We start from the raw sequence: 21,564 nt of genomic DNA, 5'->3' as shown, positions 1-21,564 counted from the left end.
GACATGCCCATACGTGTTGACCTGCTGACCCTTGAGCCGAACATTCCCGGCCAGGCCCGACTGGCGGTGAAGAAATGGCGCGGCGCCAGCGAGAAGCTGGAGTTTTCCATTCAGCGCAATCAGGACCAGTTCTACCTGCAAGGCGACCGGACCTGGAGCAACAATCCGTTCTGGTTCCAGGTGCCGTGCTTCAACCAGGGCGCCGACGAGGATGTGCTGGAAACCCTGATCGGCCCCGATGTGGTCGATCCCCTGCTGGAAGGCAGCGGCAGCTCGAACTTCCGTATCGAATTGCGTGAACTCGCTGGCGGCCTCGTGGATCAGGGCGTGGTGCGCCCGGCCCAAGGCCTGCTGTCGTCGATTGCCGGTGGCGAAACACGCGCCCTCTATGACGGCGGCAACATGAGCGTGCCCGAAGCGCCGCTGGAAATCCCGGACATGCCGTCGCTGGGGCTGCCTGAGCCGCCGCCGGCTGCAGAGCCGCTCAGTGCCTCGCCTGAGCCCGAGCCGGTGGCTGCAGAACCGGCAGTCACGAAACCTGCGGCTCAGAAGAAAAGCAACCTGCTGCCACTGATCCTCGGCGTGCTGGTTCTGTTGGCAATCGCGCTGGGACTCTGGCTCTGGTTGAAGAAGCCAGCGGTTGAAAAGCCGGCCGAGGCACCGCCCGCGGTAACCGAACCCGCAGCAGCCAGCGAGCCGGTCGCCGCCGGCCCCTGCACGCTGGAAAGCATGGCCAACCAGAGCGAGCTGAGCTTCGTGCAGAACTGCATCCGCGAGGCGCCGGACAGCGCCGCGCTGCTGGAAATCATCGCCACCGCCAAGCAGGCCGGGCATTGCGGCATCGCCCAGCGCCTGTATGCCAACCGCGCCCAGGCCGGTGACGTGCAGATCGCCCACGCCTATGCGCGTGAGTACGACCCCGAGTTCCACCAGCCCAGCACCTGCTTCGCTGAGGCGGATGCCGCCACCGCAGCCTACTGGTACGAAACCATCCTCGCCTCGGCCCCGGATGACGCCCAGGCCCGCCAACGCTACGAGGAGCTGCAACCGTGAGCCTGCGTATTAGCTGTGCGGCACTGCTGGCGCTCTGCGCCAGCGCCACCTTGCAGGCAGCGGACAAACCCCTGCTGCAAGAAGGCAAGCAGACCCTGTTCCAACGCGTACTGACCACGCCCAACTGCCAATTGAGCGCCAGCGCCGGTGGCAGCGGACAGACACAGCCGGCATTCAGCCGTTTCTACGTCTACGAGCGCGCCCAGGCCGGTAACGCCGAGTGGCTGCGCGTCGGCCCGGACAGCTATGGCAAAACCATCGGCTGGCTGCCCGCCGCCTGTACCGTGGACTGGAAGATGCAGCTGACCCTGGCCTTCACCAACCCGGCCAACCGTGACCGCCTGCTGTTCTTCAAGGAGCGCCCGACACTGGAGGGCATCCTCGATGCGCCGGACCCGGTCAGCCATGTCGCGCCACTGCGGGCCAAACTCAAACAGGGCCAGCCGGCGACCGGCGTGCTGGCGCAGGAGCCGGAATTCTTCGTCGACCTGCAGAAGGAGTTCTACCTGCTGCCGGTGCTCAGCGGTGAGGAGGTGATGAGCGAAGAAGGTTTCCGCATGCGCCTGCTCAATGTCGCCTCGGTGAGCAAGGCCGAGACGTTATCAGCCACCGTTGGCAACGCGACTGGCGCCGCGAACGCAGCCGGCAGCGCAAGCCAGCCGGCCATCACCAGCCAGCTCAAGGAATTCAGCGCGGCAGTGGTGTTCGTCATCGACTCGACCATATCCATGGACCCCTATATCGAGCGCACCCGCGAGGCGATCAAGAAGGTCTATGCGCAGATCGCCGTGGAAAAGCTCGGCAAGCAAGTCAAGTTCGGCCTGGTCGCCTTCCGCTCAAGCACCCAGGCCGTACCGGGCCTGGAGTACGTCAGCAAAATGTACGCCGACCCCAACAAGGTCACGGACGGCGCCGATTTCCTGAGCAAAGTCGCCGATCTTAGGCAGGCCAAGGTGTCGAGCAGCAGCTTCGATGAAGATGCCTACTCAGGGGTCATGCACGCCATCGATCAGGTCGACTGGACCCAGTTCGGCGCCCGCTACGTGGTCCTCATTACTGACGCCGGTGCGATCGATGGCGATAACAAGCTGTCCGCGACCGGCCTTAGCGCCGAGCAGGTACGGATCGAAGCCAGCAACCCTGGCGTGGCGATCTACACGCTGCACCTGAAGACCGCCGCCGGCCTGAAGAACCACGGCAAGGCCGAGGCGCAGTATCAGGCGCTCTCGACCTATCCGGGCACCAATACCTCGCTGTACTACCCGGTCAATGCCGGCGACCTGGACGCCTACGGGCGCAAGGTCGATGCCCTGGCCAATGCCATCACCAGTCAGGTTAAGGCCGCCTATATGGGCGACGAGGCCATTGGCAGCGCACTCAATGCCAAGGCGGAACCGGCAGCTGCTAGCAGCGAAGAGCAGAAAATGCTCGACGACGCTGCTCTGATTGGCCACGCCATGCAGCTGGCCTACCTCGGACAGAAGACCGGCACCCAGGCGCCACCCGTGTTCCAGGCCTGGATCAGCGACCGCGACCTGATCAAACAGAACCTGCCGACCACCGATGTGCGCGTGCTGCTGACCAAATCCCAGCTCAGCGACCTCAGTGACGTGCTCAAGCAGATCCTCGACGCCGCCAACCAGGGCCTGATCTCGCCCAGCGAAATGTTCGAGCGCCTGCGTTCGGTGGCCGCCACCATGGGCGCCGATCCCAACCAGTTGAAGCAGGGCGACAACACTCGCCTGGCGGAGCTGGGCATGCTCGGCGAATACCTGGAAGACCTGCCCTACCAGAGCGAAGTACTCAACCTGGACGAGGAAACCTGGAAGAGCTGGGACGGCCTGGCCCAGGAGAAATTCATCCGCACCCTGAGCACCAAGCTGCGCCACTACCAGCGTTACAACGCCGATGTGGACCGCTGGGTGGCGCTGGCCAAGGACAGCGATGCACGCGACAACGTGTATCCGGTGCCGCTGGAAATGATGCCCTGAGCCATGCTCGACATTAAGGGACTACGGGTCGCACGGGGCACCGGTGCGCAGGCGCATCGCGTCTGCCTGCCGGCGTTGCAGTTGGGACATGGCGAGATTCGCGCCATCACCGGTGAGAGCGGCTGTGGCAAGAGCACCCTGCTCGAAGCCATCGGCCTGTTGCTCGCTCCGCAGGCGCTGACGCACTACCGGCTGGGTCGCGAGCATGTGGATGTCTGCCAGTTGTTGCAGGCCGACGACCAGTCGGCGCTGGCCGCAGTGCGCTCGCGCCAGTTGGGATTTGTCCTGCAAAGCGGCGGTCTGCTGCCCTTTCTCAAGGTGCGCGACAACATCAGCCTGCCGCGCCGCCTGCTCGGCCTGCCGTCGGGCAGCGGCCATGTGGAAAAGGCTTTGGACGTGCTGCGCCTGCAATCCTTGCTCGACAAGTATCCCCAGGCCCTGTCCATCGGTGAGCGTCAACGTGTGGCTTGCGTGCGGGCCATCGCCCATGAGCCGCAACTGCTGCTGGCCGACGAGCCCACCGCAGCGCTCGACCCGGTCAATGCACGGCGGCTGTTCGAGCTGCTGCTGAGCCTGGTGCGGGAGCTGGGGCTGACCGCGCTGGTGGTGTCCCACGACTGGGCCCTGATCGACGAGTTTGGTCTGGCCCGGCTGGGCGCCGTCAGCCGCGAAGGAGAGACAGCTTTTGTCCCGGTGGTTTGATCGCTTCGCTCTGCTCGGCAAGCTGGCACTCAACGACCTGTGGCACGACCGCAAGGTGTCGCTATGTGTGGCCGCCTCGCTGGTGGCAGTGATTGCCCCGCTGCTGCTGCTGTTCGGCCTCAAGCACGGTGTGGTCAACCAGCTGCAGGATGACCTGTTGCGCGATCCGCGCAACCTGGAAATCCGCCTGCTGAGCAGCGGCAACTACGACACAGCCTGGCTCACGCAACTGCAACAGCGCCCGGAAACCGGTTTCGCCATCGGTCAGACCCGCTCACTGAATACCCAGGCCGACCTGCTCGGCCCCAACCGGCGCTTCGTCGAAAACGCCGAGATCATCCCCACCCAGACCGGCGACCCGCTACTCGACACGCCACTGAGCGCGCTACGCGGTAACCAGGTGATTCTCAGTGCACGCGCCGCCGAGCGCCTGAACGTCCAGGCCGGTGACTCGCTGCAACTGCGGGTGACGCGCCGGCTGAACGGTGTCAACGAACGCGGCGAGCAACCCCTGCAGGTGCTGGCGGTACTCGACCCGGCGCGTTTCGGTCGCCCCGCCGCCTTTGTCGCACCTGAGCTGCTGCTGGGGCTGGAACGCTTTCGCGACGGCTATCAGGTGCCCGCGCTGGGCGCACACAGCGGTAACTCCGCCGAGGGCCTGACGCCCGGCTATGCCCGCGCGCGCTTGTATGCACGGGATATCGACAGCGTTGCGCCGCTGGAGCGCTGGCTGAATGCGCAACACATCGAAACCAGCAGCCGCCTGGCCGAGATCGACGCGGTCAAGGCCATTAATCATGTGCTGGGCGTGATCTTCGGGGTCATCGCCGGCGCCTCGCTGGTGGGCTGTATCGCTTCGCTGATCGGCGCCTTTCTCGCCAACATCGACCGCAAGCGGCGCAGCCTGGCGCTGTTGCGCCTGCTGGGTTTTCAGCGAGCTGCGGTGGCTGGCTATCTGGTGCTGCAGGCGTTGTTTCTCAGCGGCGCCGGCTATCTTGGCGGTCTGGCGTGCTACGGCGTCGGCAGCCAGTTGTTCAACCGCCTGCTGGGCAGCAGCCAGGCCACAGGCGCCTTCGTCTGTGACATCACTTTCTGGCACGGGCTGATCGCCCTGTTGCTGGCGCTGCTAGTAGCGGCGCTGGTTGCCCTAATCGGCGCCTTGCGCGCCATCAGTATTGAACCTGCGGAGAGTCTGCGTGAACTCTAGAAACTGGTGCCGTTTCCTGCTGTTGCCCCTCGGGCTGGCCTGCACCCAGGCCTTCGCCACCTGGGACGAGAAACACTTCAACCCCATGCCCGAAGCCGGCGATGTGGTTCTGCCCATGCCCTGCGACGGCTCCATGGTGTTCCGCAAGGTGCATATCCCCATGGCCGGTCCGCTGGACGACTATCCCATCAGCATCGGCCAGGACAGCGCCGAATGGGGCTACGTCGAACAGAGCCGTCCGGCCTTTATCGCCGGCAGTTTCACCTCCAGTGGTTCCGAGAAATCGCGCTACTACCTGCTGGCCAAATATGAAATGACCCAGCTGCAGTACCGCGCCCTGACCGACGAGAACTGCCCGACGCCGTCCAACAAGCTGCGCCTGCCGGTGGTGGCGATCAGCTGGCTGGATGCGCTGCAGGCGTCGGACAAATACAACCTGTGGCTGCGCCAGCACGCAGCGGGCAAGCTGCCCAGGGAAGACGGCGCGCTGGGCTTCGTGCGCCTGCCCACCGAGATCGAATGGGAATTCGCCGCGCGCGGCGGGCTGGAAGTCGGCACCGCCGAGTTTCGCGACGGTCGCTATCCGATGGCCGAGGGACTGAACGGCCATGAATGGTTCGCCGGCTCGCAATCGGCCAACGGCCAGTTGCAGTTGTCGGGCCTGCTCAAGCCCAACCCGCTGGGCCTGCACGACATACTCGGCAATGCTGACGAGATGATCTTCGAGCCCTTCCGCCTGAACAAGCTCGACCGCCAGCACGGCCAGGCCGGCGGCTACGTGGTGCGCGGCGGCAACTACCTGACGGCGCAAGGGGAAATGCGTACGGCCCTGCGCAAGGAAGAGCCCTACTACAACGCCCAGGGCCAGGTGAAGAACAAGACCACCGGCCTGCGCCTGGCGCTGGTGTCGCCGACCCTGACCTCGCGCGAGCGGGTCGCCAGCATCGAAAGCAGCTGGAAGAAACTTGGCAGCGGAACGGAAGATGCCACCAAGGACAAGGGCACCGTGCAGGCGCTCGAAGCGCTGGCCTCCGGCGTCGAAGATCAGGCCCTCAAGGATCAGCTCAAGTCCCTGGAGAACCAGCTACGCGCCAGCAACCAGCAGCAGGAAGAGGCTCGCGATCAGGCCATTCGAGCCAGCCTCAACCTGGGCGCCTTCCTCTGTACCAAGATGCTCGATGACGGCCAGTATCTGGATTTCCTGCAGAAAAACTACGACCTCAACTGCGCTGCCGGCGAGCAGGACCCCAGTTGCCCCATGCGCAAGGGCAAGCTCGACGAACAGCAGGACCGGCTGCACAAGCTCAGCCGCTACTACGCCAGTAGCCTGGTCGAGTCGGCCAGCCTCTACGGCCAGCCGCTGCTGCAGAAACAGCTGCCGGTGATGGAAGAGCTCATCGGTCGCAACAAGCAGCTGCAGGAACTCAAGCCCTATCTACGCACCCACTGGGCCAACCAGAAGGCCTTCCTGCAGACCCAGAAGATCGATACCAGTGCCTGGCTCACCAGCTGCAAGGCCGTATCCCGATAACTAGAAAAAGCACAACGCCAAACACACAAGGAGCGACAACATGAAACTGAGCCAAGGTATGTTTTCCAGGGCCGTACTCGGCTTTGTCATGGCAGGCAGCATTCTGCTGAGCGGCTGCGCCAGCACCGGGAGCCTGCTCACCGACAGCTCGGTCCCGGCCGCCGACCCGCGCCTGACCCAGGGCAATGACGCCGCGTTCTTCAGCAAATCAGGCTTCACTGCCTGCGCCGGCGCGGCTGGGGCCGGCGTCCTGGCGTGCGCCCTTTCCAACTCAAGCAACAAAGCCGCCTGCGCCGTCGTTGCCGGCATCGCGGCCTGCGGCGTGGCCATGGGGGCCAACTACTACTACGACCAGCGTCGCAGCCAGTACGCCAACACCGCCGAGCGCCTGGGGGTGATGAGCGCTGACATCCAGAAAGACACGGAAAATGTCGTCGCCCGTACCGAAACCATGCAGCGCGTCATCCGTGACGACGAGCAGAGCATCGCCGCCATCCAGAAATCGATCAAGAACAAGCAGCTGGACAAAGCCCAGGCCGAGCAGGAACTTGCTGCTGTCGACCAGAACCTGGCGGTTATGCGCAAGGAACTGGCCAACATGCGCAACAAGGTCAGTGAGTACGAAAAGACCGCCAAACTCGAACGTGACGGCGGCGCCGGCACCGACGTGGTCAAGATCGAAGAGGAAATCGGCAAGATGAACCTCAAGGTCGCGGCCCTGCAGCAGGAAGTCGATGGCCTCTACAGCCAACGCTCCGCGATCACCCTGGGCTGAGGCGACACAGATGAATCTTCGACTGTTGTTTCCCGCCCTCGCGCTGACGCTGGTCGGTTGTGCCACCTCCCCGGCCAACTGCAACTCCGCCAACAATGAGGCGAGCCTGATTGCCAAGATGCAGTGCGACCACTCCGGCGGCTATAGCGCACAAATCCAGCAACGTGAGCAGGAGCTGCTGGACGCGCGCGCAGAGAATGAGCTGTTCCACAGGGTTTACCAGGAAATCAGCGAGCAGCAGCTGAGCACTCGCCAGAGTCTCGAGGCCCAGCGTCAGCGGCAGGCCAGCCTGCAGCAGTCGCTGAACAGCCTGTTGAGCCAGCTCAAGGGTCGCCATGCCAACAAAAGCCAGGTCCAGCAGCAGATCGCCACGCTGGAACAGGACCTCCAGCGCAGCCCGACCAGCGGTGGCAGTGCCGCCGACATAGCCGCGCGCCAGCAGGAACTCAAGGCGCTGCAGCAAAAGGTCAGCCGGCTGCAACTGAGCCTGGGCTACGAGTAACAGGCCCTCGCCTCCAAAGGCCGTCCTCGCTGACGGCCTTCATTTTTCAGGAATTCGCTTCATGCAGCGGGTGACACGCGACTCGGCAACCTATCCCCAGCAGGCGCTGTCGGCACTCGACGCCAAGGTCGAGCTGATACGCCGGCATTTCCCTCCCAGCGTCGCCAGCCTGTACGCCACGCCGCGAACCGGCGACGACGGAAGTTTGCAATGGTGGTCGGAACTTGCGGGCCAGCCGCATCCCTACGTCGAACTGAATGCCGACCAGCAGCGCCGGCTGCTGGAGAAGTACCAGCAGCGCCAGCACGCCATCGGCCACCTGGCCAACGAGCTGCAAAGTCGCGGCCAGGACGATACCGCCACCCGCCTGCGCAGCCTGATCGGTGCGCCGGACCTGGCCAACCTCTACAGCCTCAACGATGAACCACTGGTGGTGCGCTGGGGCTTGCCGCCACCCCCGCCTGCGTCCGCGATACCGCCGGCCTCAATGCCGCCGCAACCAACGCCAGTACCACGCAAACGCTGGTGGCTGCGCCTTCCGCTGTGGTGGCTGCTGCTGCCTTTGCTATTGCTTGTGTTGCTCTGGCTGCTCTGGTTCTGGCGGGGCTACCTGCTGCACCTGATCAACCCCACACCAATGATCAGCCATGCCTGCCAACCGGGAAATGTGCGGCCTCCGGATTTTGCTGTGGTGCTGGATACCTCCGGGTCGATGAACCTCAATATCGACGTCTCGCCCGCAGACGACCAGTGGTTCCACAGCACCGGTGTCCACCTGCCGGAGAACAACCCGCGCCGGGCGCGCATGCTCAGCGAACCCACCCGGCTGACGGTGGCCAAGCAGGCGTTCGGCGGCATGCTCGACACCCTGCACCCCGACATCAACACCCGCCTGATCACCTTCGACGGCTGCTACAACCAGATCGACCGGGGCCTGTTCGGGCAGAGTCAGAGAGATCAGCTGAAACGCAGCGTACAACAGCTCGGCGCCAACGACGGCACGCCACTGGCCAGCAGCCTGGAGCTCGCCGCCAGCCAGGTCGATGGCCGCCTGCATGATGCGCTGGTGGTGATGTTCGTTGACGGTGAAGACGGCTGCGAACGCAACGCCTGCGCCGTATCACGCAGCATCGCCCGCCAGCAGCCGCGCCTGCGGGTCAATGTGGTCAACATCAGCGACAGCGAACTCTCCAACTGCATCGCCGAAAATACTGGAGGCCGCGTGTATACCGCGCGCAACGCTGTCGAGGTGACTAACATGCTAAAGGAGGCCAGTGCGGAGGTTTCTATAAACCCAAGCTGCCCTTGATACGCTCCGAAGCTAAATCGGGTAACCATGTCGCATGGCATGCTTACTTAGGTACTCATTCTGATCAATGCGAAAGCAAGCTTATCGACATCCGCAAGTCCAGGGCGTCCACCCGCTGGTGTGTTGACTATATTCCGGCGGCAAGTAGACGGGGCCAACAAGTCGGAGGGAAGGAGCGCTGTGTGTCTTCCGGCTGCGGGCCGCGACGGTGCAATGCTAGCTCTTACGGATCAGTTAATTTTGACGGCTACCGGTAAGCATACGGGGCTAGGGCATTCACTGGGCGCCGCAAACCTGTAGTTAAAGCTCAGGCTCAGTGAGACGGCGACGAGACCAGTCTCCGATTTCGTTTTTCGTACCACGGGTACCCAGCCTTAGAGATCGCCATAGGTCTTTGTCTGCAGTGAGCGACACAACGCGAAGCCCCTGCAGGATGGCGCTTAACGGCGTTTTCGACCTCTGCATGGCAACTGGGATTCTGTACCGCATTGCCTCCGAAGAGGGGTCGTGGGTTCGAATCCCGCCTGGGCGCCATCTTCAAAGCAAAAGCCCCGGATGAAAATCCGGGGCTTTTTCGTTTGGCAGTACGGCTGGGTGAGCGCGCGAGGCCGCCGATGACGCCTCTGGCTCGTAATTCAGCACCTGTTCAACTGCGGTTGGAACAAGCCAAGCGGATGAGCTGACACCGGCAACTCACGATTCGATTCCGCTCAGATGGTCTTGCCGAGTGTTTCGAGCAGCAGATTGATCTTCTGCTCGTTTCGCTTGTAGTAAGTCCAGGGACCGATACGCTGGGAGGTCACCAGTTGCGCGCGCTGGAGCGCGGCGAGGTAGTTCGAGACGGTCGACTGGGACAGCCCGACGCGCTCCTGGATGATGCTGACGCACACACCCAGCTGCTCGGGATCGGCTTCCTGCTCCGGGAAGTTGGTCTTCGGGTCCTTCAGCAGGGTAAGGATGGCCAGGCGGGTGGGGTTGTCCAACGCCTTCAGCGCTTCACTGACGTCTATGCTCATATCTGCGTCGGGTAGTGGGTTTTCGCGATCTTACGATACTTCGCCTCGAATCGCTGCGTGCCCTGCGACGGAGGGCACGCAGCGGCGGCTTATTCCGAGTGGGCCGGATAGTCGATATAGCCCTGCTCCGTTCCGCCATACATGCTGCTCGGATCAAGCGTGTTCATGGGCGACCCATGGGCAATCCGAGACGGCAGATCAGGATTGGCAATGAACGCGCGTCCAAATGCGACAAGGTCGGCCCAGCCGGCTTCGATTGCCGCGGCAGCTCGCTCTGGCGTGTATTTACCCGCGTAGATGATTTTGCCGCTGAACGCCTTACGTACAGCCTGCCTGAAGCTGTTGGGCAATTCCGGCGCGCTGTCCCAATCGGCCTCAGCCAGTGACACATACGCCACGCCGATCTCTTCCAGAATTTTCACGGCTTCTATGTATGTCTCGTGGGGGTCTTCCTCGACCAGCCCCAGATAAACGCGCTCCTCATCGGTGCTAGCAAAGAGCGGCGCAAAGCGTATCCCGACCCGGTCCGCGCCTATTGCATCGGAGATCGCCTGCGCGATCTCGCGCAAAAAGCGCAGGCGGTTCTGCAGCGAACCACCGTATTCGTCGGTTCGGGTGTTGGTGTGAGCCGAGATGAACTGATTCACTAGATAACCATTGGCGCAGTGCACCTCGATGCCGTCGAACCCTGCCTCCAAAGCGTTTCGCGCAGCCTGGACATAGAGTTGCACCAGTTCTTTGACCTCCCCGGTTGATAGCGCTCTCGGGGTCGACGGATCAGCCAGCATCCCTTCGCCGGGCCCGGTCTCGATGAAGACTTTGACGTTGCGTGCGGGGATTGCAGAGGGCCCCACCGGATCAGCCCCGTCAGGCTGGAGCGATGTGTGGGACACGCGCCCGACATGCCACAACTGCGCGAAAATCACGCCGCCTTCGGCATGCACCGCTTGAGTGATGGCCTTCCAGCCTTCGACCTGTTCCTGGCTGTGGATGCCGGGGGTCCAGGCGTAGCCCTGGCCTCGTGGCTCGATCTGGGTGCCTTCGGTCACCATGAACCCTGCACCGGCTCGTTGCCTGTAATAGGTCGCCATCAGTGAGTTGGGGACATTGCCCGGTTGCGAACTCCGCGAGCGCGTGAGAGGAGGCAGGACAATGCGGTTGCGCAGAACGAAGGGGCCGAGCGAAGTCTGGGTGAAGAGTGATTTGTGATTCATAACGTTAGATTTGGATATCGTGATTTATAGATATTAAAAGGCATGGGCTGCCTTACCGAGAAGTGCGTCGTCTCCACACAGGCGTCGAGCTTCAAACGTGGGCAGTGACGACCACTGGACTGGCTATGCTGGTCATCATATCGATATATGTCAATATCTAGATTTTAGACTGCGCCATGCTGAGATCTTGAAGTTGCTGTGTCAGCACGTTGCCGAGCCCACCTAGACCGGCAAGGCACCTGCGCTTCGCGCCATAGGGAAACGCCTGTGAAATAGACGACGCTTGCCGGTCTCACAGGCGTTGAAGCGATGCAACGAAGAGGATTTGGGCCCGTCACCTGCGATGATCGATCAGTGCTCGTGCTTGGCGCTGACGAAACTCAGCGAAGAGAACATGCCGCGCACGCGTGCGTCCGGGTCTTCGCTCGGGACGGTGGTGGCCGCGGCAATGACGTTGAGGCCGTGGTTGCGCACGGTGATTTTTGCCTTGCCCTGCTTGTCGGTGGTTGCAGCCACTTCATCCGGGGTGTTCACGTAATCAGCGATCAGCTCGACGTTGGAAGCCGGTTTGCCGTCGACCAGGACCTGAACCTCCAGCTCCTCTCCTACTTCAACCGACAAGGGATCACGTTGCGGGACGATGGCCAGCTTCAGCTTGTCCAGCGCCGGCAGCTTCGCACCCTCATGCAGCACCGCCAGGCTGTACTTGTAGTAGCGACCGGAATCCAGCGCGCCGGGAACCTTCGATTCACCGACGTTGAGCCACTTCTTGTCCGGCGCCTGCGTCCAGTAGCCGTTGTCCAGCGCGACGCTGAGTACCGCCGGCGACTCCAGCGGTTTGAGGCGTGCATGGTCCTCGAGCCGTTCGACGGTGACCGGGATACGGCCGCCCTGCTGGTCGCTTGTCCAGGCTCCGGAAATCTTCTTCGGGTCATAGGCGTTGTCCTCGGCGCCATGACCGTAGATCACCTCGATGTTGCCGCGACGCTCTTCCGTCCACATGCCGTGGGCACAGGCCTGCCCAACCATTAGTGCGGCTATCAAAGCCATGGCGTATTTCGCGTGGTGCTTGTTCATCTTCTTTCCTTATGGATACATCGAGGCGGGCCGGCTCGGGTTGAGCCGGTGCTGCGTTACAGATCTAGCGACAGGCTCACGCTCAGGTTGCGCGGTTCGCCTGGCATGACCCAAACATTGCTGTAGGAGCGTTCGTAGTAGGTGCGGTCGAAGGCGTTGTTGAGGTTCACACCGAGGGTTAGGTCCTGCGTCGCCTTGTAGCGCGCCAGCAGATCCACGGTCGTGTACCCCGGCAGTTCGAAACCGCTGTCCGCGACGTTGCCGGAACGATCGCCGACATAATTGACGCCACCGCCGAGCTCCAGGCCTTGCAGACCGCCATCGAGAAACTCATACACGCCCAGCAGGCTACCGCTGTGCTCGGGCACGTTGAGCAGGCGGCTGCCGCGCGCGAGAGTGTTGTCCTCGGTCACTTCGGCATCGACATAGGCGTAGGCGCCGATCACACGGATTTCGTCGGTCAACTGTCCGGCCAGCTGCAGGTCGATGCCGCGGCTGCGCACCTCGCCAGCGGCGATCTGGTACGCGGAGTCGACCGGATCGGCGGTGAGTACGTTTTCCTTGGTCAGGTGAAACGCAGCGATGGTCATGCCCAGACGGCTGTCGAGCAGATCGAACTTGAAGCCGGCTTCGTAGCCGACGCCTTCCTCCGGATCGAATGCCGCGCCTGACGCATCGGCGCCGCCATTGGGCTTGAATGACTGCGACGCGTTGGCAAATACGCCGACTTCGGGCGTGAACTGATACAGCGCCCCAATGCGTGGCGTGACCTTTTCATGGGTCTGCTCAGCGCGGGTGCCGGCGACTTCGTTGTCCAGCCGATGCTCGTAATGGTCGTAGCGCGCACCGATGACGCCGAACAGCTTTTCGCTGAAGCGCATCTGGTCCTGCAGGTTCAGCGAGCGGGAATGAACCAACTCGTGGCGATCGGTGCTGCGCCCGCCAACGCCCACGCTGAATGGCGGTCGTGGTTGCCCATAGACCGGCCCGTAGATATCGATTTGCGAAACCGGTCGACTGCGCATCAAGCGCTCATCTTTGGCATACCGCTCGTACTCGGTGCCGAGCAGCAGGTTGTGCTCAATATCGCCGGTGTAGACCACACCACGTAGTTCCAGCTGAGTGATGCTGTTCTGCCAGTCGAAGTCGCGGTAGCGGTATTCCCGGTTGAGCGTGCGCGCATCATCGGCCAGAAAGCTTGCCTCGGTGGCGCCTCCATTCAGGCGTCCTTGCTTGTAGTGGCTGGCCAGGCGGACGGTCCAGCTGGCGTTGAGATCATGCTCGATCTCGGCCTGCAGGCTTTCGTTGTTGTTGTCGATTTCACCGTCCCGAGGTTCTCCGAAAAAGTCGGAGCGCGAGACGCTGCCAAGGTGGTCGTTCGGCGCAACCACACCGCGGTCGAATACCTGGCTGCTGCGGATGACCTCGGCCTGCACCAGCAGGCGCGTCTGCGGGGTCAGTTCCCAGCTGAACGCCGGAGCAAAGAACTGCCGCTCGCTGGAGCGGTAATCACGGAAGCTCTTGTTGTCCTCCACCGCCAGATTCATGCGATAGAGCATCGTGCCCGCATCATCCAACGGTGTGTTGACGTCCAGGCTGCCGCGATAGCGATCCCAGCGGCCGGCGCTCAGGTCCAGGCGCGCGAACTGGTCATTCTGCGGACGCTTGCTGACGATGTTGATGGTGCCGCCTGGGTCGCCGCGACCATACAGGCTGGAGGCCGGCCCTTTGAGCACGTCGATACGCTCGACGTTGGAAGGGTCCTGCGGGTTCATGTAGCCGCGGTTGACGCTGAAGCCGTCCTTGTAGAACTCCGAGGTGGTTAGGCCACGGATACTGTATTCGTACATGGTCAGGCCGCCGAAGTCGTTCTGTCGGGCCACGCCTCCGGCATAATCCAGGGCCTTTTCGATACGCGGGCTGTCCAGGTCCTCTAGCACGGTGGCCGGAATGACGCTGACTGCCTGGGGAACCTCCTCCAGCGGGGTGTCGGTCTTGGTCGCGCTCGCCGAACGGCGGGCCTGATAGCCCTTGACCTCGGCCTGCTCACGATCAGCCGTGACAACCACTTCCTCGAGAACAGCGCTGTCCGATTCCTGTGCCAACGCCGACAGGCTGCCCAAACCTGCCATGGCGGCAATGCCCCATACCCTTGCTGCAACCCAACTGCTGTTCATACCTGCTTCCGATCAAATGTTATACCGTAACATTTGATCGGAAGCTGTCTCTGACTGTCAAGGCCGCACGCCCTTCTGGAAAGCTGGGTACAGCTAGGGCAGCATGCGGCGTCAACGGCTCATGACGAGGAACGCAGCGATGATCGATTTTGACAACAAAGGTTTTTTCAAGCTGAAGCGGAACGATGAATACGCAGAGCGGGTCAGGTCGCTGCTGTTGGATGACGAGCAGGTGATCGACTCTTACAAGTCCATGCGTGACGGCGTGGTGTTTACCAACAAACGGATCATCGCGGTCAACGTGCAGGGCATCACCGGCAGCAAGAAGGATTTCACTTCCCTGCCCTACAACAACATCGTTGCTTATTCGGTGGAGACGTCCGGGACTTTCGATCTGGACTCGGAGCTGGAGGTCTATTTCTCGTCGCTTGGGAAGGTGAAGTTCGAGTTCACCGGCAAGACCTCGATCGTCGAGATATCGAAGCACATATCCAAACATTTACTCTGAACTGAGCGGCAGCGTACAGCACAGCGCCGCACCTGCAGGGGCTCGAGTCGTTGCGCGTCGTCCGGCAACGACGGACCCACACCACCCTGGCTCGCTAGCATAGGTAGCGAGTAATTAAGTTTGGCTGCCGCAATGAACCGGTGTCGTTACCGGTCAACCTCCACACCAGGGCAGGCTTTTTCAGCCGTCGAAGAGACTGCCTCGACAGGGCGGGAAGACAACTCCGAAGGTTTAGTTTGTTCAGAGCGAATACCTAACGCGACCAGCAATGTCTCGCTCATTTCCATGAATGAATAGCCATCGGCCCATATTTCGGTTTTGCCGTTCAGTCTGTTATCCATGCTTTCCATATCCTAGGCTGCGCGCCCACTCAGCCGTGCGTTCGAATTGTTTTCTACGCCTGTTGGCGACACGGAACTGGAGCATCCTGCGTGCCAACATTGGAAAGCTAATTTACGCTTTCATATCAATTACTTACGAAACGGGTGAGTTCCAGCAACTGTTGCAAGATGCACGATTTGCAATCTGTACCCTTGCGATGTGCATGTCTGCCCGTCTGTGCTGCAGGTCACAAAAATGGAGTCAGGATAATGACCAGTCCACAGCCCGTGTCTTCGCCAGCGGTACACGAACAGGCCCGGCCTTTCGGCATAATTGTTAGCCCGCCCTTGAGCACGTGCCATGCAGATCGATGAAGAACTCACGCTGAAAAAGCTTGAGGTGTTTCTGGCCTTCATGCGCAGCGGCAATCTGAGCAAAGCGGCCGCCGAGCTGAACACCAGCAATGTCAGCGTGCATCGCGCCATTCACTCATTGGAGAGCGCCCTGCGCTGCCCGCTGTTCAAGCACGAGGGGCGCAACCTGATTCCATTGGAGAGCGCCTACGTACTGGAAGAACGGGCGCAGAAGCTGGTTCAGGACGTGCTTGAGACGGTGCGCCAGACCCGGGAGGCCGCAGGGTTCTCGGCCGAGCGCTTCAAGCTCGGCGCGCTGTATTCGTTGACGGTGAAGACCGTGCCGCAGCTAATCATGGGGCTGAAGCTGCGCCGTAGCGAACTCAACATCGACCTGATCCTCGGCTCCAACGTGGACCTTTTCTACAAACTGAAGAACATGGAGCTGGATGCGATCCTTGTGTCGCTCAACGACAGCGTCAGCCACGACCCGGACTGTGCACAGCTGCCCCTGTTTGCCGACGACATCTTCCTCGCCGCGCCGGCTGATTCGCCGTTCGCGCAACAGGCGGAAGTCGACTTGAGCGATCTGCGCGACGCCACCTTCATTACGCTTTCACAAGGCTTCGCCACCCATCAGGACGGCAATCGGGTATTCCAGCAGGCAGGCTTCGAGCCCAAGGTGGCGATGCAGGTTAATGACATCTTCACCTTGATGAGCATGGTCAATTCGGGGGTGGGCTATGCCTTACTGCCCGGTCGGGTGGGGATGGTCTACGAGGCGCGGGTCAAGCTGGTGCCATTGCAGGCGCGGTATCACCTGCAACAGCACATCGGCGTGGTGTTTCTGAAAGCCAAGGAGCGCGATCCCAACCTGCTCGCGCTCCTAGCCGAATGCCGCATGTACAGCCTCAAGAATCCAAGCTGAAACGCGGGAGGATGGAAAACGGCAACGCCTGTTCCACCTACATGCCTATCAGCCCAGCAGCCCGCGCATGATGAAGAACAGCAGCGACGGGCCAAGCAGGCAGCCGAGTGCGGTATAGAACGCCGCGGTGAGGCAACCGTAGGGCACCAGCTTGGCGTCGGTCGCCGCCAGACCACCGGCAACACCACTGGACGTGCCGATCAGGCCGCCGAAGATCACCGCCGCGCGCGGGTTGTTCAAACCGATCATCGGTGCGAAGAACGGCGTCGCGATCATCACCAGAATCGCCTTGACCAGGCCCGCCGCGATGGACAGCGCCATCACCTCCGAGCTGGCGCCAATCGCCGCGCCGGTTACCGGGCCGACGATGTACGTCACTGCGCCGGTGCCGATGGTGGTCAGACTGACCGCATCGGTGTAACCGAACGCCATGGCCACCGAGACGCCCGCAATAAACGACGAGAACACGCCGACGAACAATGCCAGCACGCCCACCATCCCGGCGCGCTTGAGTTCCTCGACGCTGACGCCGAAGCCAGTGGCGACAATGGCGAAGTCCCGCAGCATCGAGCCGCCCAGTAAGCCAATGCCGGAGAACAGCGCGATATCAACCAGGCCTTTCTGTCCGCCGGTCATCACGCCGCCGATGTAGGACAGCAACAGACCGATGAGGATGGCCACCGCCGAGCCGTGCAGACGACCCTTGGTGAGTTTGTCCGACAGCCAGTAGGAGAACCACATGGTGGCGCCGATGATGGCGAAGCCGCTGATCAGACCGTAGCCGGAGACGACCTTGAGTAGAGATTCGTACATGGCTTAGCCCTCGTTGGTCAGTGGTTTGGCTTCATCGGCTTCAAGCTTTTTTCGGCCGATCCGGTCGAGCACCGGTACCAGGGCAAAGGCGATGGCCACCGCGGCGACGCCGGCGAGGATGGCCATCGGGCCACCGCTGAGGGCGCCATACACGTTCTGCTGCGCCGCCATGGCGACCACGATCGGGATGTAGACGGCGCTCCAGAACTTGACGCCTTGCTCCGAATCCATCGTGAACAGGCCACGCGACTTGAGATAGCTGCCAAGCAGAATCAGTAGCACCATGGCGATACCGACGCCGCCGACGTTGGCAGGGACGCCAATCAGTTTGCCCAACAGTTCACCGACGAAGATGCCTGTCAGGGTGCACAAGGCCAGGAAGGCCACACCGAAGATAATCATTGTTATTGTCCTTTTGGGTTGCGCTCAGGACCGGTGCTACCGGCTCCGATGCGCGTGTGTTGTCGAGGTCGTTGTTTTTATCCATCGAACAGTGGCGAGTACGGCTCGCTCGCTCTGAATGCACGCGATCTATCGGCTCTGGCTGCCCTCCTGACGCAGCAAGGCGTCCAGTGTGTCCAACCGGGCGCCGTCAAAGGCGATCAGCGTACCTTGCTCAAAAACCCGCCGCGCCAGGCCGGTCAGTACCGAGCCGGGGGGCAGTTCGATATGCAAGCGCACGCCGCGTTCGTAGGCGGTGCGCAGGGTGCCGTGCCAGTCGACGACGCGGCACATGTTGAAGGCCAGGTCGTCGCGCAGACGCTCAGCATCGAACACCGGGCGTGCTGACGAGCCGCTCAGATAGCGAATCTGCGGGGCACGCAGCTCGACGGCAGCAAAGGCTTCGGCAAGCTGCCGCGCCGGCTCTGCCAGGAGCGCGCAATGCGAGGGCACGCTCATCGCCAGGCGCCGCGCGCAGGAAGCACCGAGAGCCTTTGCGCGCACGGCCAACCCGGCCATGGCCGCATCGCTGCCGGCAATCACGAGCTGGTTGTCGGCATTGATATTGGCTAGGTACACAGGTTCCTCGGCCTCGGCCAGCAGGCCTTCAACTGCAGTCAGTGACAGGCCGAGGATGGCCGTCATGCCGTAGCCTTGCGGGTAGGCCTGCTGCATCAGCTCACCGCGCAGGGCGACCAGTCTCACGGCGTCCCGATAGTCCAGCGAGCCGGCCACCACGGCTGCGGCGTAGGCGCCGATCGACAGGCCTGCGACGTAGTCGGGCGCCTGGCCGCCCCGCATCAATAATCGAGCACCGGCAACACCGGCAATCAGCAGGCACAGCTGCACGGAACGGGTCGAAGCCAGAGCCGTTTCGCTGTCCAGCGTCAGCGCATCTTCGCCAAGCACATCGCTGGCCTGCTGCAGACAGTCCAGTACCTCCGGCTCCTGCGGTAGGCGATGCAACATGCCAGGCTTCTGCGCACCCTGGCCGGGAAAGGCGAACAGGCTGCTCATGCGGCCAGCTCCTCAGGGGCCCACGGATTGCTGACAAGCCGCGCGCCGGTAGGGCACTTGACCAACACTCGGGGCGAGTGGCCGGCCCATTCGCGCAAGGCAATCGCACCGGCGGGGGTTTCCAGCTGCATATCGACGCGGCAAGGCGCCTCGTCTAACAAGCGCTGGAGTTCCCGCGCCCTGGGGCGTGAGAGTTCCAGGGGCGTGCGCAGCAAGAGATCGAGATCGCTGTCGGCATGGGCCGTCGGCAGCCCGGTCGCCAGTTGGTAGCCGACTGAACCCGTGACCCCCCAGCACAGACCGAGCAATTCGAGCGCTGGCTTCAGCTCCGCCAGCGCACACAGCGCCGGTAGTTCGGTAATGGGCAGCCGCTCGACAAGCTGCTCCGGACGCACGCGCCTTAGCACCGCGCTCGCCACCATCACCGAGGCGTAGCGCTCTTCACGGCGGCTGCCGCGCAGGCCCACCGCGATCTGACCGCTTGCCACCACGGCCCGGCGGACCACGACCGGCTGGCCGGCATCGACCACCTGACGCGCCCAATCGGGCGCATCTGCGGGCAACTGCGCTGGGGTCATGCCCCAGAGCAGGTCATGGGGGCGTGTCATGTCATGCATCTACAGCCTCCTCGTGATTGTTGTTGTCGAGTGCTGAGTTCGTTCGGCGGGTGGCACCCGCTACGTTTTGCCTACCACTGCTCACGCAGCAGGTCGCGCACACGCGACGAGGCCTCACGGTTCGGCGCGCCGAGACGACCGCGCAGGTCAGTGCTGTTGCCGATGTCTGCGACGGCCTGCTGTAGGCGGTCACGCACCTGCTGCAGATCACCGGCTGACGGCTGCTCGATGTTGTCCACCGAGAGGGTTTCCCAGAGCAAACCGAGGGTCGCGTAGTTGTCGATGTCATAGGCCATCGGCGGCACCGATTCGGCCAGGGCTTCCAGCTCCTCGACGCTGCGCAGGGTGATACGCGCCGCGGCGGCCTTGCCCATGGCATGCACCATCACGCCCGGATCGCGCAGGGCGATGATCCGCTGGGCCTGGTAACCGTGGGCCAGAAAGGCACCGGACATCGCCTTGCCCACCAGCAGCGAGACCACCGGATGCCCAGCCAGGCGCGCACGGGCATAACCGTCCACCGCACCGGCCAGCGCCTGATGGATGCCCAGCGCCTCCTCGCGACGGCCATAGGCCTGGCTCGGCACGTCGACGATCGCGACCACCACGCGCTTGTCCGCCTTGTCGCGGTCCGCCTCGATCACCTCATCCAGCGCCTGACCCAGCGCCCAGCCTTCCAACAGGCCAACCTCGCCGTTGCGCGCGCGCGGGAAGGGATTCTCGGCATCCGGCACCACGGCGATATAGCGGGCGGGACGGTCACCGAGGGTGCCATCGACCACCTTCACCGAGGCCGGATAGCCCGCCATTGCCTGACCGCCGGCCAGGGCTTGCAACCAGTTCAGTCCACGGCTCATTGGGCATCTCCTTCGTAGAGGGCACGCACGGCGGCAGCATCGAGCTGCGTGCGGGTATCAACGTCGGCCAGGCGCTGCAGAAACCAGGCATGGCGACGGCTACGTGGTTGAACGGGTATGCCCAGGGCAAACAGCTCGTGCAGCTGCTCGCGGATGGCGTCGGTGTCGTCAGCGACGTAGGCATCCACCAAGCCGCTGGCATAGCGCTGCTCGCCGCCGGTCAGGCTCCAGATGAAGGGGCGGTCACGGGAGTCGTACTCGTCGAGACCGGCTTCCTGTTCGATTACCTGCGGACCGTTGAGACCGATGCGAGCTTCTCGGGTGGCGATCAGATAGCTGCACAGGCCCGAGGCGATGCCCATGCCGCCGAAGCAGCCGACCGAGCCAGCCACCACACCGATCACCGGCTGGTAGTCGCGCAGCTCCACAACGGCCGCCTGGATCTCGGCGATGGCCGCTAGGCCCAGGTTGGCTTCCTGCAGGCGCACGCCGCCGGTTTCCAGCAGGAGCACGGCGCGGGTCGGGATGCCTTTCAGGTTGTCTTCGACGGCCAGTTCCAGCGCGCCGGCAATCTTCGCCCCGCCAACCTCGCCCATGCTGCCGCCCTGGAAGGCACCTTCGATGGCGGCGATCACCGCCGACTGGCCGTCGATGGTGCCCTTGGCGACCACCACGCCGTCATCGGCCTGGGTGACGATGCCTTGCTTCGGCAGCCACGGCGAGGTGACGCGGTCGAACGGGTCGAGCAGTTCGCGAAAGCTGCCTTCATCAAGCAGTGCGCGGGCGCGCTGGCGGGCGCCGAGCTCAACGAAGCTGCGCGACTTGAGTAAACGAGCCACATTGTCAGCAGACGAATCAGTCATGGCCGACTTCCTCCAGTCCCTGCTCCAGGCGCAGACGCACTACGCCGGGGGTGGCTCCAAAATCGTGAATATCGATGTTCAACGCCGGGGGCATCTGTTCGCGGAACATCCGCTCGAATAGCTGCTGCCAGCGTTGCTCGGCGCCATTGACCGAGGTGACCACCTGGATCGCCAGCTTGCCGGCCTGGCCGGGTTCGAGCAGCACTTCCAGATCGCCCGATCCGACCACGCCGACCAGGGCCTTGCCGCGGGCGGGCTGCCCGGCGGGGAATTCGAAAGACAGGGTTTCCAT

The 21,564-nt window shown here is 62.8% G+C and carries 22 protein-coding genes; 10 read left to right on the top strand and 12 right to left on the bottom strand.

Features of this window, described 5'->3' with window-relative positions:
- Positions 1 to 3: 3 nt before the first annotated feature.
- The 8 genes from ACQKIK_RS18345 to ACQKIK_RS18310 all read left to right on the top strand — a co-directional run bounded on the left by ACQKIK_RS18345 (position 4) and on the right by ACQKIK_RS18310 (position 9,070).
- Positions 4 to 1,053 (top strand): flagellar basal body-associated FliL family protein, encoded by a 1,050-nt coding sequence (locus ACQKIK_RS18345; RefSeq protein ID WP_499137009.1) that lies wholly within the window; start codon positions 4 to 6, stop codon positions 1,051 to 1,053.
- Complete coding sequence (locus ACQKIK_RS18340) at positions 1,050 to 3,044, top strand: vWA domain-containing protein (RefSeq protein ID WP_499137008.1); 1,995 nt, start codon at positions 1,050 to 1,052, stop codon at positions 3,042 to 3,044. Before ACQKIK_RS18345 ends, ACQKIK_RS18340 begins: the two co-directional genes overlap by 4 nt.
- A gap of 3 nt (positions 3,045 to 3,047) precedes the next feature.
- On the top strand, positions 3,048 to 3,746 hold the full coding sequence (locus ACQKIK_RS18335; protein WP_499137007.1) for an ABC transporter ATP-binding protein: 699 nt from the start codon (positions 3,048 to 3,050) through the stop codon (positions 3,744 to 3,746).
- On the top strand, positions 3,730 to 4,953 hold the full coding sequence (locus tag ACQKIK_RS18330) for an FtsX-like permease family protein (RefSeq protein WP_499137006.1): 1,224 nt from the start codon (positions 3,730 to 3,732) through the stop codon (positions 4,951 to 4,953). The genes ACQKIK_RS18335 and ACQKIK_RS18330 overlap by 17 nt, the downstream gene beginning before the upstream one ends.
- A gap of 85 nt (positions 4,954 to 5,038) precedes the next feature.
- Complete coding sequence (locus ACQKIK_RS18325; RefSeq protein WP_482696466.1) at positions 5,039 to 6,484, top strand: formylglycine-generating enzyme family protein; 1,446 nt, start codon at positions 5,039 to 5,041, stop codon at positions 6,482 to 6,484.
- A 40-nt stretch (positions 6,485 to 6,524) separates the two neighbouring features.
- Complete coding sequence (locus tag ACQKIK_RS18320; RefSeq protein ID WP_499137005.1) at positions 6,525 to 7,259, top strand: hypothetical protein; 735 nt, start codon at positions 6,525 to 6,527, stop codon at positions 7,257 to 7,259.
- 10 nt (positions 7,260 to 7,269) lie between these two features.
- Positions 7,270 to 7,761, top strand: a complete 492-nt coding sequence (locus ACQKIK_RS18315; protein ID WP_499137004.1) for a hypothetical protein — start codon at positions 7,270 to 7,272, stop codon at positions 7,759 to 7,761.
- 61 nt (positions 7,762 to 7,822) lie between these two features.
- Positions 7,823 to 9,070, top strand: coding sequence for a vWA domain-containing protein (locus ACQKIK_RS18310; protein WP_499137003.1), 1,248 nt, complete (start codon positions 7,823 to 7,825; stop codon positions 9,068 to 9,070).
- Between the two features lie 710 nt (positions 9,071 to 9,780).
- On the opposite strand, the gene ACQKIK_RS18305 is transcribed toward ACQKIK_RS18310, so the two are convergent.
- The 4 genes from ACQKIK_RS18305 to ACQKIK_RS18290 all read right to left on the bottom strand — a co-directional run bounded on the left by ACQKIK_RS18305 (position 9,781) and on the right by ACQKIK_RS18290 (position 14,554).
- Entirely contained in the window at positions 9,781 to 10,086 is a 306-nt protein-coding gene (locus tag ACQKIK_RS18305) for an ArsR/SmtB family transcription factor (RefSeq protein WP_499137002.1), read from the bottom strand.
- Positions 10,087 to 10,175: 89 nt separating this feature from the next.
- Positions 10,176 to 11,300, bottom strand: coding sequence for an alkene reductase (locus ACQKIK_RS18300; RefSeq protein ID WP_499137001.1), 1,125 nt, complete (start codon positions 11,298 to 11,300; stop codon positions 10,176 to 10,178).
- 351 nt (positions 11,301 to 11,651) lie between these two features.
- Positions 11,652 to 12,377 (bottom strand): DUF4198 domain-containing protein, encoded by a 726-nt coding sequence (locus tag ACQKIK_RS18295; RefSeq protein ID WP_499137000.1) that lies wholly within the window; start codon positions 12,375 to 12,377, stop codon positions 11,652 to 11,654.
- Between the two features lie 56 nt (positions 12,378 to 12,433).
- Entirely contained in the window at positions 12,434 to 14,554 is a 2,121-nt protein-coding gene (locus ACQKIK_RS18290) for a TonB-dependent siderophore receptor (RefSeq protein WP_499136999.1), read from the bottom strand.
- A 139-nt stretch (positions 14,555 to 14,693) separates the two neighbouring features.
- Between ACQKIK_RS18290 and ACQKIK_RS18285 the strand changes: the two genes are divergently transcribed.
- Positions 14,694 to 15,062: a PH domain-containing protein gene (locus ACQKIK_RS18285; protein WP_499136998.1), complete on the top strand. Its 369-nt coding sequence runs from the start codon at positions 14,694 to 14,696 to the stop codon at positions 15,060 to 15,062.
- 146 nt (positions 15,063 to 15,208) lie between these two features.
- Here ACQKIK_RS18285 and ACQKIK_RS18280 read toward each other — a convergent pair whose 3' ends face one another.
- Positions 15,209 to 15,403, bottom strand: coding sequence for a hypothetical protein (locus ACQKIK_RS18280; protein ID WP_499136997.1), 195 nt, complete (start codon positions 15,401 to 15,403; stop codon positions 15,209 to 15,211).
- Positions 15,404 to 15,743: 340 nt separating this feature from the next.
- Between ACQKIK_RS18280 and ACQKIK_RS18275 the strand changes: the two genes are divergently transcribed.
- Positions 15,744 to 16,664 (top strand): LysR family transcriptional regulator, encoded by a 921-nt coding sequence (locus tag ACQKIK_RS18275; protein ID WP_045423117.1) that lies wholly within the window; start codon positions 15,744 to 15,746, stop codon positions 16,662 to 16,664.
- Positions 16,665 to 16,712: 48 nt separating this feature from the next.
- Here ACQKIK_RS18275 and madM read toward each other — a convergent pair whose 3' ends face one another.
- The 7 genes from madM to ACQKIK_RS18240 all read right to left on the bottom strand — a co-directional run bounded on the left by madM (position 16,713) and on the right by ACQKIK_RS18240 (position 21,564).
- Complete coding sequence (gene madM, locus ACQKIK_RS18270; RefSeq protein WP_045423116.1) at positions 16,713 to 17,477, bottom strand: malonate transporter subunit MadM; 765 nt, start codon at positions 17,475 to 17,477, stop codon at positions 16,713 to 16,715.
- 3 nt (positions 17,478 to 17,480) lie between these two features.
- On the bottom strand, positions 17,481 to 17,879 hold the full coding sequence (gene madL / locus ACQKIK_RS18265) for a malonate transporter subunit MadL (RefSeq protein WP_045423114.1): 399 nt from the start codon (positions 17,877 to 17,879) through the stop codon (positions 17,481 to 17,483).
- A gap of 129 nt (positions 17,880 to 18,008) precedes the next feature.
- On the bottom strand, positions 18,009 to 18,935 hold the full coding sequence (gene mdcH, locus ACQKIK_RS18260) for a malonate decarboxylase subunit epsilon (protein WP_499136996.1): 927 nt from the start codon (positions 18,933 to 18,935) through the stop codon (positions 18,009 to 18,011).
- The gene (locus ACQKIK_RS18255; RefSeq protein WP_499136995.1) at positions 18,932 to 19,552 is read right to left on the bottom strand and encodes a malonate decarboxylase holo-ACP synthase; all 621 of its coding nucleotides are present in this window, start codon (positions 19,550 to 19,552) and stop codon (positions 18,932 to 18,934) included. Before ACQKIK_RS18255 ends, mdcH begins: the two co-directional genes overlap by 4 nt.
- Positions 19,553 to 19,623: 71 nt before the next feature.
- Positions 19,624 to 20,409, bottom strand: a complete 786-nt coding sequence (gene mdcE / locus ACQKIK_RS18250) for a biotin-independent malonate decarboxylase subunit gamma (RefSeq protein WP_499136994.1) — start codon at positions 20,407 to 20,409, stop codon at positions 19,624 to 19,626.
- On the bottom strand, positions 20,406 to 21,272 hold the full coding sequence (locus ACQKIK_RS18245) for a biotin-independent malonate decarboxylase subunit beta (RefSeq protein WP_499136993.1): 867 nt from the start codon (positions 21,270 to 21,272) through the stop codon (positions 20,406 to 20,408). Before ACQKIK_RS18245 ends, mdcE begins: the two co-directional genes overlap by 4 nt.
- On the bottom strand, positions 21,265 to 21,564 hold the full coding sequence (locus tag ACQKIK_RS18240) for a malonate decarboxylase subunit delta (protein ID WP_499136992.1): 300 nt from the start codon (positions 21,562 to 21,564) through the stop codon (positions 21,265 to 21,267). Before ACQKIK_RS18240 ends, ACQKIK_RS18245 begins: the two co-directional genes overlap by 8 nt.

It is taken from the genome of Pseudomonas sp. NPDC047961, assembly GCF_050272435.1.
In the GTDB taxonomy this organism is placed as follows: domain Bacteria; phylum Pseudomonadota; class Gammaproteobacteria; order Pseudomonadales; family Pseudomonadaceae; genus Stutzerimonas.
The sequence above is the reverse complement of the archived record's forward strand: the minus strand, read 5'-3'. Positions and strand labels throughout refer to the sequence as shown.